Source organism: Gordonia sp. NPDC058843 (assembly GCF_042743165.1).
In the GTDB taxonomy this organism is placed as follows: domain Bacteria; phylum Actinomycetota; class Actinomycetes; order Mycobacteriales; family Mycobacteriaceae; genus Gordonia.
On the sequence record NZ_JBHYNC010000004.1, the window covers coordinates 120,317 to 133,015 of the forward strand.

General features: G+C 66.2%; 14 protein-coding genes. 8 read left to right on the forward strand and 6 right to left on the reverse strand.

The window, feature by feature from the left end; translation table 11 throughout:
* Positions 1-35: 35 nt before the first annotated feature.
* Positions 36-1,316: a low temperature requirement protein A gene (locus ACFW3F_RS04645; protein WP_388054777.1), complete on the reverse strand. Its 1,281-nt coding sequence runs from the start codon at positions 1,314-1,316 to the stop codon at positions 36-38.
* A 181-nt stretch (positions 1,317-1,497) separates the two neighbouring features.
* Positions 1,498-2,673 carry an acetyl-CoA C-acyltransferase gene (locus tag ACFW3F_RS04650; RefSeq protein ID WP_388054779.1) on the reverse strand — a complete coding sequence of 392 codons (1,176 nt, stop codon included), beginning with the start codon at positions 2,671-2,673 and terminating at the stop codon, positions 1,498-1,500.
* A gap of 125 nt (positions 2,674-2,798) precedes the next feature.
* Between ACFW3F_RS04650 and ACFW3F_RS04655 the strand changes: the two genes are divergently transcribed.
* The 3 genes from ACFW3F_RS04655 to ACFW3F_RS04665 all read left to right on the forward strand — a co-directional run bounded on the left by ACFW3F_RS04655 (position 2,799) and on the right by ACFW3F_RS04665 (position 4,742).
* Positions 2,799-3,272: a winged helix-turn-helix transcriptional regulator gene (locus ACFW3F_RS04655; RefSeq protein WP_388054781.1), complete on the forward strand. Its 474-nt coding sequence runs from the start codon at positions 2,799-2,801 to the stop codon at positions 3,270-3,272.
* A gap of 24 nt (positions 3,273-3,296) precedes the next feature.
* On the forward strand, positions 3,297-3,806 hold the full coding sequence (locus ACFW3F_RS04660) for a putative immunity protein (protein ID WP_388054783.1): 510 nt from the start codon (positions 3,297-3,299) through the stop codon (positions 3,804-3,806).
* Positions 3,807-3,995: 189 nt separating this feature from the next.
* Entirely contained in the window at positions 3,996-4,742 is a 747-nt protein-coding gene (locus tag ACFW3F_RS04665) for an MBL fold metallo-hydrolase (protein WP_388054785.1), read from the forward strand.
* 96 nt (positions 4,743-4,838) lie between these two features.
* On the opposite strand, the gene ACFW3F_RS04670 is transcribed toward ACFW3F_RS04665, so the two are convergent.
* Positions 4,839-6,218 carry an NAD-dependent succinate-semialdehyde dehydrogenase gene (locus tag ACFW3F_RS04670; protein ID WP_388054787.1) on the reverse strand — a complete coding sequence of 460 codons (1,380 nt, stop codon included), beginning with the start codon at positions 6,216-6,218 and terminating at the stop codon, positions 4,839-4,841.
* Positions 6,219-6,499: 281 nt separating this feature from the next.
* Between ACFW3F_RS04670 and ACFW3F_RS04675 the strand changes: the two genes are divergently transcribed.
* Positions 6,500-7,495, forward strand: a complete 996-nt coding sequence (locus ACFW3F_RS04675) for an alpha/beta hydrolase (protein WP_388054789.1) — start codon at positions 6,500-6,502, stop codon at positions 7,493-7,495.
* A gap of 59 nt (positions 7,496-7,554) precedes the next feature.
* Here the strand turns inward: ACFW3F_RS04675 and ACFW3F_RS04680 are convergent, their stop codons facing one another.
* The gene (locus ACFW3F_RS04680; RefSeq protein ID WP_388054791.1) at positions 7,555-7,833 is read right to left on the reverse strand and encodes a hypothetical protein; all 279 of its coding nucleotides are present in this window, start codon (positions 7,831-7,833) and stop codon (positions 7,555-7,557) included.
* Between the two features lie 20 nt (positions 7,834-7,853).
* Here ACFW3F_RS04680 and ACFW3F_RS04685 point away from each other — a divergent pair, with 20 nt between their 5' ends.
* From ACFW3F_RS04685 to ACFW3F_RS04700, 4 genes are all read left to right on the forward strand, one after another.
* Complete coding sequence (locus ACFW3F_RS04685) at positions 7,854-8,201, forward strand: hypothetical protein (protein ID WP_388054793.1); 348 nt, start codon at positions 7,854-7,856, stop codon at positions 8,199-8,201.
* A gap of 192 nt (positions 8,202-8,393) precedes the next feature.
* On the forward strand, positions 8,394-9,755 hold the full coding sequence (gdhA, locus tag ACFW3F_RS04690) for an NADP-specific glutamate dehydrogenase (protein ID WP_388054795.1): 1,362 nt from the start codon (positions 8,394-8,396) through the stop codon (positions 9,753-9,755).
* Positions 9,756-9,806: 51 nt separating this feature from the next.
* On the forward strand, positions 9,807-10,934 hold the full coding sequence (locus ACFW3F_RS04695; RefSeq protein ID WP_388054797.1) for a MerR family transcriptional regulator: 1,128 nt from the start codon (positions 9,807-9,809) through the stop codon (positions 10,932-10,934).
* A complete protein-coding gene (locus ACFW3F_RS04700; RefSeq protein WP_388054799.1) occupies positions 10,931-11,449 on the forward strand; it encodes a hypothetical protein in 519 nt (172 codons plus the stop codon). The genes ACFW3F_RS04695 and ACFW3F_RS04700 overlap by 4 nt, the downstream gene beginning before the upstream one ends.
* A 105-nt stretch (positions 11,450-11,554) precedes the next feature.
* Here the strand turns inward: ACFW3F_RS04700 and ACFW3F_RS04705 are convergent, their stop codons facing one another.
* Together ACFW3F_RS04705 and ACFW3F_RS04710 are read right to left on the reverse strand one after the other, a co-directional pair.
* Positions 11,555-12,238, reverse strand: coding sequence for a DNA alkylation repair protein (locus ACFW3F_RS04705; RefSeq protein WP_388054801.1), 684 nt, complete (start codon positions 12,236-12,238; stop codon positions 11,555-11,557).
* Between the two features lie 68 nt (positions 12,239-12,306).
* A complete protein-coding gene (locus tag ACFW3F_RS04710; protein WP_388054803.1) occupies positions 12,307-12,606 on the reverse strand; it encodes a putative quinol monooxygenase in 300 nt (99 codons plus the stop codon).
* Between the last annotated feature and the right edge of the window lie 93 nt (positions 12,607-12,699).

Genomic DNA, 12,699 nt, shown 5'->3' on the forward strand with positions numbered 1-12,699 from the left:
CGGGGCCGAGGCGCCGTCCCGAGGTCGACCGGGGGTCAGGTCTCGGTCGTCTCGACAGGGCTCCGCCGCCGCCGGACGACCCCGGTCGCCACGGCGATGACGGCACCGACGGCGAGGACAACCGCCGACGCATACGGAAGAGCGTTGTCGACGGCGCCCACGACGAGCACCACCGGGATGACCAACGCGGGCCAGGGCGCCACGGTCTTCCAGTTGCCCGAGCTCCACCCGAGAATCGAGCAGACCCCCACGGTGAAGAGCGCGATACCGCCGCACAGGATCCATCGCCCGGCAGACTCCAACTCACCAATCGGGTGGAGCACATACTGTTCGATACCCACCCCCAGGAGAGCTGCACCCAGGGTGAGCGGCAGGTGACCGTAGATGTACCCGTCGGCCCGTCCGCTGCCCACGGCACTGTCGTCCTCTTGGATCTCGACCTTGGCCTCGGCCCCGCCAATGTCGAAGTACATCCACCAGACGGAGGCGGCGATCGTGAACCCCAGGGCTGCCACCGCGGTCGACGACCATGCCCAGTGGCTGTCCTTCATGCCGAGCACGATGGCCGAGATCGATTCGCCGAGAACGAGGATGACGAACAACCCGAAGCGTTCGGGAAGGTGTTCGAGGTGTAGCGGCACGTCCGGGCCCCAGCGCGTCGCGGCGAAGGGCGCCACCGCCTCTACGAGAATGCCCACCGCCCACAGGATGTAGGTGACCGGTGACGGCATGAACAGCGAGACCGTCCAGATCAGCGCACTCACGATGGTGGCCGCGAGATAGATGTCGACCGTGACGCGCACCTCGACGATGTGTCGCCAAGCCCGGAAATACAACGCCGCCAGGATGACCCGGGTCGTGATGTAACCCACCCCGAACGCCACGGTACCGTCGCCGCCGACCGCGGTCGCGGCACCCGCGGCCATCAGCGCGACCGCGAACGTTGCAGCCAGTTTCAGGACCCGGTAGATCACATCATTGGTGTCGAAACGGTTGGCGTACAGCGTCGTGGTCACCCACGACCACCACGTGACCACGAACAACCCGGCGAACACACCCACGCCCCGCCAGCCCATGCTGTCGGTGAGCGCCAGCGCCAATTGGTGGATGACGAGGACATAGGCGAGATCGAAGAACAGCTCGAGCCTGGTGGCAGCCCGGTCCTCTTCCACGCGCAACCGGGGAGGTTCGATGAGCGGGGCCCGCTGGCCCGCACCGCTGCTGTCCTCGCTGTCCCGTACCTCGATTGCGTCGTCGACGCCGGCAGCGTCGTCGTGCCCACCGTCCGGCGGCGACTGCGTACTCTCACCCATCATCGGCGTCCCATCCTCGGCCGGGCGGGCTCGTCCGCTACCCGTCCTGCCCTGCGGGCGTCGACGCATTGGAGCGACGCCTCGTCGGTGCACTCCGGTACCCCACCGTCGCAACACCTAAACGACAGGGGCAACCCTCGATCAGCGGCCGCCCTCAACCACGGTGGGGTCCGGACATCGCGACCTAGGAGGCGAGTCGTTCGTAGATCGTGGCGTTGGCGAGTCCTCCTGCCTCACACATCGTCTGCAAGAGATAGCGACCGCCGCGCTGCTCGAGGGCATTGAGTCCGGTGGTCGCGAGACGGGTACCGCTGGCACCCAGCGGGTGGCCGAGCGCGATCGCACCGCCGTTGACGTTGATCTTGTCCACGTCCACATCGAACTCCCGCGACCACGCCAGCACGACCGGCGCGAAAGCCTCATTGACCTCGAACAGGTCGATGTCCTCGACCCGCAGTCCGCTGCGCGACAGCGCCTTTCGAGTCGCCGGAAGGATCCCGGTCAGCATCAACAGCGGATCGTCACCGGCAACCGCGATGGTGTGCACACGGGCGCGCGGGCGCAGGCCGAGTTCGGCGGCCTTCTCTTCACTCATGAGCAGCACCGCCGATGACCCGTCGCTGATCTGACTCGCACTCGCCGCCGTGATCTTCCAGTCGATCTCCGGGAACCGGCGAGCGATCGCCTCGTCGTGGTAGGCAGGCCGCAGTCGGGCCAGATCGTCGATACTGCCTCCGAGACGAATCCCCTCATCCGAGGTAAGACCCGCGATGGCTACGAGTTCGGCGTCGAAGAGTCCGTTCTTGGTCGCAGTGGCGGCCACATCGTGTGACCGCAAGGAGAATTCGTCGATCTCACGCCGCGAGATGTCCCAGCGGGCAGCGATCAGTTCGGCCGAGATCCCCTGGCCCACGAGTCCCTCCGGGTAGCGCTCGTCGAACGACCGCCCGTTGAGATCGCCGGTGCCGGCGGCGGCTGAGCCCATCGGAATCCGAGACATCGATTCGACTCCCGCGGCGACCGCGACGTCGTAGGTTCCCGCGATGATGCCCTGAGCGGCGAATGCAATGGCCTGCTGGCCGCTGCCGCACTGGCGATCGACAGTCACGCCGGGCACCGATTCGGGGTAGCCCGCGGCCAGGAGGGCGCGACGCGCGAGGTTGAAGCTCTGCTCGCCCACCTGACTGACGACCCCGGTGATGACGTCGTCGACGAGCACGGGATCGACTCCCGAGCGATCCACGATCGCCCGCAAGCTGTGCGCGAGGAGGTCGACGGGATGGACGTCATGCAGGGCGCCGGTGGGTTTGCCCTTGCCGATGGGTGTGCGAACAGCGTCGACGATGACCGCAGATCTCATGACTGATCCTCCATCAGTGCGCGGATCGGAATTCCACCCGACCCGACTACCCAGCTGACTCTTGTCAACCAAAGTCAGGTCTACGCTCTGACTATGCTTCTGTCAAGTCAGGGTAGGGTGGAGTCATGATGCACCTGAAGGGACCGCTGGCCGAGCGCGACAGCTGGGAAGCGAGCGGTTGCTCGATCGCCAAGGCGATCGACCTGGTGGGGACCCGGTCGGCGATCCTCATCTTGCGGGAGGCCTTCTACGGCGCCACCAGGTTCGATCAGTTCAGCCGACGGGTCGGGATCACCGACGCGGTCACATCGGCCCGCCTGAGAGAGCTCACCGAAGCCGGGATCTTCACCAAGGTGCCCTACCGCGAGTCCGGGCAGCGCGAACGGTTCGAGTACCAACTCACCGACATGGGCCGCGACCTGTTTCCCGTGGTGATGTCGCTGATGCAGTGGGGCAACGATCATCTCCAACCCGCCGGCGCTCCGCTCGCAGTGACCGGCATCGATCATGCACCCGTGCGTGTGGGGGTCGTTGCCGAACCCACCGTGGTGCTCTCACCCGAGGACGTCGAGGTGCACATCGCCCGGCGCCCAGGCTGACCCGGCGCAGACAGTACAGTCGAGATGATTCTCCCCAAGGTGTTCGATCCCCGCTTGGTCACCATCCGTCGCGGCGGAACCCTCACCGACGCCGATCACCACCTGCTGGCGCTATGGGCCGCGACGTGCGCCGATCATGTTCTCCCCTTGTTCGAGTCGGCATGTCCCGATGACCCGCGACCCCGCCAGGCCATCGCCGCGGTCCGCGCGTGGACCCGGGGCGAGCTGGCGATGATGGAGTCGCGCGCGGCCGGTGGGCATGCCATGGGCGCCGCTCGCGACCTGCGTGGCGCACCGCGATTCGCCGCGTACGCCGCCGGGCAGGCTGCAGTGACCGCGCACGTCGCGTCCCACGATCTGGGTGCCGCGGCGTACGCGATCAAGGCGGTGCGCGCCGAACACGGCAGCGACGATGCGGGCGAACGCGAATCCTCCTGGCAGCGTGCACAACTCCCGGACCGGCTCCGCACTCTGGTGCTCGACGACCAGCGTGCGCGGAACGACTTGTGCTGGTTCGTCTTTTCCTCGGCCTGAGTCCGGTGCCGATGCCCGCGATTCGCTTTCTGCGGTATGGACCTGATACTGTCGCAGTCACGCTCGCGCGGTGCTGTAACCCGCATGTCGAGCCAGAGGCCGGGGTGATTACAGAAACCCCCGGTCTTGTCCAAACTTCGAGGGTCACGCCGCGGTTAGCGCCTGTCACCGCCGGGTATCCGGCGATGCATGACCTTCCACCGCGACGTCGTCCCCGGCATCCACTGGCTCGAATACGCGCACACGAATCAGTATGTCGTCGAGGACCGAGACCGACTGGTCCTCATCGACTGCGGGCTCCCCCGTTCGTACGAACCGCTGGTCTCCGCGATTCACGAACTCGGCCGGGACACCGACGCCGTCTCCGATCTGATCATCACCCATGGCCATTTCGACCATGTCGGCACCGCGCGACGCCTGTCCCGCGAGTGGCGGATCCCGGTGCACGTTCATCGTGACGATGCATGGCTGGCGTCACATCCCTATCGCTACGCCCACCAGAATGCCACCAGATTCGGTGTTCCCCTTCGTCATCCGCGCTCACTTCGCCTTCTGGGACGGATGGCGGTCGCGGGCGCGTTCACCGTGCGCGGCGTCGACCGCACCGACGTGACGACCTTCGACGACGACGCAATACTCCCCGGCGGCGCGCAAGTGGTGCCGACGCCGGGACACACCTACGGTCATGTGTCGCTGCACTTCCCGCTCCGCGACGCAGTGATCGCCGGTGACGCCCTGGTGACTCTCGATCCGTACACCGCGGCGACCGGGCCCCGCATGATCGCCGGGTCCGCGACCGCAGACCTCGAACGCAATCGCGCGTCGCTCGACGCACTGGCAGCGACGCAGGCGAAGTCACTCCTGCCCGGCCACGGGGTGCCGTGGCACCATGGCGCGGCCGTCGCGGTCGCCCGTGCGCGTGAGACCTGTGGCTGACCCGAGCCGGACCCGACAGCCCGGCACGGGCCGGCGCTCACCGCGCCGGCCCGCCCTGCCGTCCTGTGCGTCCGGACCGTCTTCTGGGGCGCGGGTCTACTGGTCGGAGGCTGTTCGGCGCAGCTTCGTGTTGACGAACTCTCCCATACCCCAGCGACCGAGTTCACGTCCGTAACCGGACCTCTTGACTCCGCCGAACGGAAGTCCGGGGAGCGTGGTGCCGTGCTCGTTGACATAGGCCATCCCGACGTCCAGCCGGTCGGCCACCTGCTCGGCCTTGCCGATGTCGCCGCTCCACACGGACCCGCTCAAGCCGAATTCGACGTCGTTCGCAAGGGCTACGGCGTCCTCGGCCGAGGCCACCTTGTAGATCATGGCTACGGGGCCGAAGATCTCCTCGGAGTACGCATCCATGTCCGGGGTGATGTCCGTGAGCACGGTCGGCTCGAAGAAGGCTCCGTCTCGCTGCATCGGCTTCCCACCCGTCCGCACTGTGGCTCCCTGCTTGGCCGCGGTCTCGACCTGCTCGGCCACGGTGTCGCGTGCCGACAGGGACGACAGCGGTCCCATCTGAGTGGATTCGTCCGCCGGATCGCCGACTGCGGTCGACTCGAACTGCTTCACCACCCCATCGACGAAACCGTCGTACAACTCGTCGAGCACGATGAACCTCTTGGGCGAATTGCACGCCTGGCCGGCGTTCGACAAGCGCGCTCGAGCCGCGATCTTCGTCGTGCGTTCCATGTCGGCGGAATCGAGCAAGATGAACGGGTCCGAGCCCCCGAGCTCGAGCACGGATTTCTTCAGGTTCTCCGCCGCCACCTTCGCCACGGCCGCACCAGCCTTCTCGCTACCGGTGAGGGACACTCCGCGTACCGCATTGTGGGCGAGCATGTCTGCGATCTGGTCACTGCTGGCATACACGTTGATGTACGCATCTTCGGGCACCCCGGCATCGTGCAGGATGTCGGCCATCAGAGCCGAGGACGCCGCGCAGATCGACGCGTGCTTGAGGATCACGGTGTTGCCCGCCAACAGGTTCGGCGCGACGAATCGAGCGACCTGGTAGTACGGGTAGTTCCACGGCATGACGCCGACGAGCGGCCCGATGGGCGCCACCTGCACGATCGAGGCCTTCGCACCCTGCGGATCGAGGGCTTCGGTCGTGAGGAGGTCAGGTCCGTGTTCGGCGTACCAGCGATAGATGTCGGCTGCGAGCTGAACCTCTCCAGCCGCTTCCTTGGCGGGTTTGCCCATCTCGGTCGTGATGACGGCCGCGAGTTCGTCGGCGCGCCTCTCGTACTCCTCGGCGGTCCGCGAGAGTATCGCGGCTCGTTCGGACGCATCGGTCGCACGCCAGTTCTGGTACGCCGCAAGTGACCGTTCGGCAACGCCGGCCACCTCGTCGTCCTTCAGTCCGGGGAATTCCCGATCGGTCACACCGGTGGTCGGATTCGCGGTGACATATGTGCTCACAGAGCACCTACCTTCCTCTGTCGTTGAATCCCGACTGTCCACAGCCCGGGATTTTTCGGGTACCCGGGTCTCGTGGACCGAAACACCGACCGCACGCCCTACCGGTCGCCTGCGGTGGACCGTCACCCGCACTGTGGTCACACAACGGTCACGAACCTGTTCTAATATGTCGGCGGTCCGATTTCGGATCCGTGATCGACCGACATGCGGCGAAGGCCGACCGTCGACCTGGGGGTGGGTCGTCGGGAACATGGTCGGCAGTGTCCGAGGGGGAACGAAGAGTGTCACGCTGGCAGCGAGCCGCAGGGCTCAGTTGTGCTTTCCTGATCGCGGTCGTCGCGAGCGTCTCGGCAGGGCAACCGGCCGCAGCAGCTCCACCAGGTCTCAGCAAGACCTCACGCATCCTCGCGGTGTCCTCGGAGACGCCCACGCGCGCGACGATGACCGTTTATTCAGCGGCGATGAAGCGGCCGGTACGAGTGAGCGTGCTCGTTCCCCGCGAACGGACCGGCCCGCGACCGACCGTGTACCTGCTCGACGGCATCGACGGCGGGGTCTACACCAACTACACCCAGAGCGGGTGGACGTTCCAAACCGACATCGCACGCTTCGTCGCCGACAAGAAGGTCAATGTCGTTCTGCCCATCGGAGGTACGGGTTCGTACTACACCGACTGGCGTCGGCTCGACCCCGTGCTGGGACGAAACATGTGGGAGACCTTTCTGACCGTGGAGCTCCCTCCGCTGATCGACAAACGCTTTCGAGGCAACGGACGGAATGTGATCGGCGGGTTGTCGATGGGAGCACTCGGCGCGATGTCGATCGCGGTACGCAATCCCGATCTCTATCGGGGCGTCGTCGCCTTCAGCGGATGTCTCGATCAGGGATCACCGGAGTTCCGCCAGGCGACCGCCACGTCGGTCACCACCCGTGGCGGCAACCCGGAGAACATGTGGGGGCCGCTCGATCACGACAGCTGGGACGCGCACAACCCTGCCGATCATGTGTCCGCGCTGCGCGGTAAGCCCGTGTACGTCGCAGTCGGCAACGGCCTACCCGACCCCGCACTCGGGCTCGCCGGGCTCGCATCACCTGTCGGCGGCGTCCTCGAAGGCATCGTCGCTCAGTGCACCGAGAGTTTCAAGCGTCGCGCGGACCGCGCAGGAGTCGACATCACCTACGACTTCCGATCCGGTCTGCACTCCTGGGGCTATTGGAACCAAGATCTGCACCGCGCCTGGCCCACCATCGCCCGGGCGCTGAAGGTCGCGCGCTGACCTGCGATCGGCCCCACCGGGGTTTTGTAGCGAAAATCCGCGCTATAAACCACTTTTTACTACACAATCGCAAACATCACGATTTGCTCCTTTCTCGATAAAAGTCTCATGCGCATGATGAAGAGCTTCACATGCTGCTGCACAGCAGATTTCGCCCGCACGGCTTCACGCAATTCGGCGGACTGGCTTTTATTTTTTTCTCGGCTAGAGTCCATGGCACCGGTCCGGATGACCGGCAGTTGAGAAAGGAAGAGTGGCCGTGAAAGCGGTTGTGATGGAGTGCCGTATACGCGTATGCGGTTCGCCCAGTCGATTGAGAGAATTCGTGAATCGCGCATCGACGCGAGGTTCGGACGCCTTGTCGCATCCAGCCAAGTGCTCGATCGTCGTCGAGGAATCCGACTCGTTGCTCCTGCGTAGGCAATGGCACCGTGAGAACGACGTCGATGTGTTCGGCGTACCGGAGGGCCGAGACGTGTGCGTCGGGTTCGCGGACCCGTCCGGTCGGCTGACCGTTGCGAGACTGGAGAGCCTGTCGCGCGACATCCTGGCCTACCTCGAACCGGATCCGTGGACCTCGGACGTTGCTGAATCCGTGCCCTGGATTCTGACGCTCACCACTGGGGCAGATCAGGTGTCCCGGCGTGAGATCGTGACCCGGCATCCGACGCTCGACGTGCAGAGACCCCTCCTCGCGACATCGTGATGACCGCGTGTCGGGGTATGCGACCCGCCACCTCGCCTCAGCGGCAGGTGGACTCTGACGGCCCCATCGCGGACACCCGCCGATCCTCGTCCGTCGGACCGGTCTGCGGTCGAATTCCTGTCACTCGATAGGGTGCGGGTGGCGGCGTGCTCATCCGGGCACGTCGCCGTCCCACACGTATCGGAAAAGGAAGTGGTCGCCATCGTGGCCGTGCTCGACGAGAAGATCAGCGATCTGTACGCGCAGGTTGTCGCACGCAACCCGGGGGAGGCCGAGTTCCACCAGGCCGTCCGGGAGGTCTTCGACAGTCTGGGTCCGGTTCTGGCGAAGCACCCCCATTACGCCGACGCCGGGATCATCAAGAGGCTGACGGAACCGGAACGCCAGATCATCTTCCGGGTGCCGTGGGTCGACGATCAGGGCCAGGTCCAGATCAACCGAGGCTTCCGGGTCGAGTTCAACTCCGCTCTGGGACCGTACAAAGGAGGCTTGCGCTTTCACCCGAGCGTCTATCTGGGCGTCGTCAAGTTCCTCGGGTTCGAGCAGATCTTCAAGAACGCGCTGACGGGTCTCCCGATCGGCGGCGGCAAGGGCGGCGCCGACTTCGACCCGAAGGGTCGCTCCGACGGCGAGGTCATGCGCTTCTGCCAGTCCTTCATGACCGAGCTCTACCGCCACATCGGCGAGTACACCGACGTACCCGCTGGCGACATCGGCGTCGGTGGTCGTGAGATCGGTTACCTCTTCGGCCAGTACAAGCGCATCACAAATCGCTACGAATCCGGCGTGCTCACCGGCAAGGGACTCTCTTGGGGTGGCTCGCAGGTCCGCACGGAGGCAACCGGTTACGGCGTCGTGTTCTTCGTCCGCGACATGCTGGCTGCCGCCGGCGACGACCTCGACGGCAAGACCGTTGTCGTCTCGGGCTCGGGCAACGTCGCGATCTACGCCATCGAGAAGGTGCAGCAGCTCGGCGGCCGCGTCGTGGCCTGTTCCGACTCCGGTGGCTACGTCGTGGACGAGGCCGGCATCGACCTCGATCTCCTGAAGGAGATCAAGAACGGCCGACGCGGGCGCATCGCCGACTACGCCCAGGCCCGCCGCGAGTCCGCGCGATTCGTCGGCTCGGGATCGCTGTGGAGCGTGCCCACCGACATCGCGATCCCCTGCGCGACGCAGAACGAGCTCAATGGGGTCGACGCAACCGAGCTGGTCAAGAACGGCTGCCGCATCGTTGCCGAGGGCGCGAACATGCCCACCACGCCGGAGGGTGTACGCATCTTCAACGACGCGGGCGTCAGCTTCGCGCCGGGCAAGGCCGCTAACGCGGGCGGGGTGGCGACGAGCGCACTCGAGATGCAGCAGAACGCATCCCGCGACTCGTGGACGTTCGCTCACACCGAGGAGCGGCTCTCCGAGATCATGACGGCGATCCACGATCACTGCCTACACACGGCCGAGGAGTACGGCGCACCGGGCAACTATGCGACCGGGGCCAATATCGCCGCGTTCACCCAGGTCGCCGACGCCATGCTCGCGCTGGGTCTCATCTGATCGAGGCGCCGGCGATGTGCGGTACTTGACCTTCAGGTAGGTCGAAGCCGGATGATCTCCGATGTGCCTCCTCCCGACACCGAACCCGATCAGCTCGTCCCGATCGGCGCCTTCGCGCAACGCACCGGACTCACCGCCTCCGCGCTGCGGTTCTACGCCGACTCGGGTTTGCTCGACCCGGCCAGCGTGGACGCGTCGACCGGGTACCGCCTGTACAGCGCGTCGCAGGAGCCGCATGCGATCACGCTCCGGCGACTCCGCGAGATCGGTATGTCGCTCGCCGACATCCGCGTGGTCCTCGATGCCGAACCGAGTACCGCAGGAAACCTCATCGACGACCACGTGCGACATGTCGCGACCGAGGCCGACCGGACCCGACGCGAGGCCACGGCCATCAAGCTGTCGATCGCGGCGGACTCGACGACCGCGCTCACGTCCGTGCGTGGTCCGATCCTGGCAGCCGCGATCGGGCAGGTGCTCACCGCCACCGCTCGCGATGCCGCACACCCCGTCCTCGACGGCGTCGAGTTCCGCCTCGAGGATGGAACGCTGACCCTCACATCGACCGATCGTTACCGACTGTCGTCACGATCGCTACCGACCCTCGAACCGAGTGACACCCGGTGGTCGGGGACGCTGTGCGCCGGTGATCTACGTGGTGGTCTGTCCGACCTGGCCCGAGGCGGCGTCATCGGTGTCGAGGCCGGGACCACCACGGTCCGGTTCGCACTCGACGGTCGGGACGACCTGTGGTGCCGCCTGCTCGACGGACCGTTTCCTTCCCATGATGCGATGGTGGATGCACTGCCACCGGTGATCATGCGCGCAAGTGTCGCGAAATCCGCTGTGCTGCAGTCGTTGGAGCACTGTGTCACCGAACGAGTGCACCTGGACTTCACCTCGACGGCGTTGGCGCTGAGCGACGCCTCGTCGACAGCGGTCGGCGTCGTGCCTGCCGACGCATGCGGTCCCCAGGTCGCGCTGTGGTTCGAGGTCGCGACGCTCTACCCCGCGATCAGTGTGTCGATCGGGGCCGAGCTGTTGCTCGACGTGCGCGCTGCCGACCTCCCGATGACGATTCGTTCCGCCGACGGCGGCGACCTCACAACCTTCGTCATGCCGGCCGCCCGCCCGCCCGCCCATATCGACCGACCACCACGACGGGAGCCGGTGACATGACCGACGCCGATACGGACCACACGATGCGCGAACTGACCGAGGCGGTGGCCCTCGGACGCAGCGGCGAGACCGACCTGGCTCGGGACAGACTCCTGGCATTGTGGGCGACACCCGGCGTCCAGGGCGATGTGCTCCATCGCTGCACGCTCGCGCATCACCTGGCCGACCTGTACAGCGACCCCGCCGAGTCGCTCGCATGGGATGTCCGTGCGCTCGACGCCGCCGACGCTCTGACCGATCGGCGACTACAGACGCACCACCCCGAACTCTCCGTGACAGGCTTCTATCCGTCTCTGCACCTCAACCTCGCCGATGATCATCGGCGGCTGGGATCGTTCGACTCCGCCCGCCGGCATATCGACGCAGCACGCCGGGCCGCAGACGACCTTCCGCAAGGGCACTACGGCACCATGATCCGACAACTGATCGATGACATCGCTGTCGCGGTCGAACATCGCGACATGACCGCTCGGGACTCGCATCCGGGCGTATCGGGCGCCGACGGTCACAGGTGAGGATTCTGCCGGGCTGTCGCGAGCGCGCAACCGGGACGCGAGTTCGACCGGCCGAGTTCCGTACGCGCAGCGCCGGACCCGTCGGGTGGCCATCGGACAGGCGGGTCAAGCCTGCCGGCGCCGCACCATCTCGGCGATCCATGTCGGCGCATACGGCGACGTACAGCCCGGCGAGGTCGGGTAGTCCTCCAGAACGCGCAACCGCTCACCGATGTCGATTGCCCGGGAACGGAGGTCGGGACTCTCGATGCCGATGGTCGCCAGACACGTGTTCATCGCCCACTGCAGCCGTGGCGGAGCGGTCCCCATGTCTGACTCGATGGTGTCGAGCAGGCCGGCGAGGTCGAGATCGTCGGGTGCTTTGGTCACCCGATCGATGGTCAGGGCCCAGCCTGCCGCCGCGACAACGGGATCGGGGTCAGCCATCCACGCCGCACGCAGGTCCTCGGCGTGCGCACCCTTCTTGACGACATAGTTGACGAACCAATCGTGGACCTTCGGTCGGTCGGCCTCGCGGATCATCGTGTCGAGTTCCATGGCGTCGAACGCCTTGGGCTTGCAGATCAGTAGTGCCAGCAGGCGCGCCGCGGTGTCCCCCGTCGCCCACAGCGCCCCAGCGAGATCGCTCTGCGTCCGAAGACGTTTCGCAATGGCCCTGAGCGCCGTGAGGTTGACCCCATGGTCGTCGCCGTGCTTCTCGTTGACTGCCCGAATCCTCGGGTCGTCGAGAGTGCGGAGCTCATCGAGCACCTCGGTGACAGTCTGCTGAATACCGGTCGTGCCGGTCATGGCCCTCCCCTCGTTGCGACGCGCACACAGCCTACGACGACGATGTGACCGATCGGCTGCCCCGTTCGTCAGTCCGAGGTGCCCGACAGGATCCGGATGTCGGCGACGTCGTACTCGGCGACCGATGCCGAGAGGATCGTCTGCGCCTGGTCGTCGCCGACCCCGTCGCCCCGGAACGCCTCGACCGCTGACTGCGAGTCCCACCGTTCGAAGATGTTGATCCGCCCCGAATCCGTCGAGTCCGCACCGATTGCGAAGTCGAGACATCCCGGGGTGCGGCGCGCCGCCCTGATCACCTCCTCGCATCCGGCGAGGTACGCCGCCCGCTCGTGCGGCTCCACTCGAAGACTGCCGGCAACGATGACCATGGGGTCCCTCCTCCGTCGATTCGCCATGTGCCGCCCGTTCCCGGCGCACAGCCGTGTCCTCTGCGGGGACGCGACAGGAATACAGACCGACTT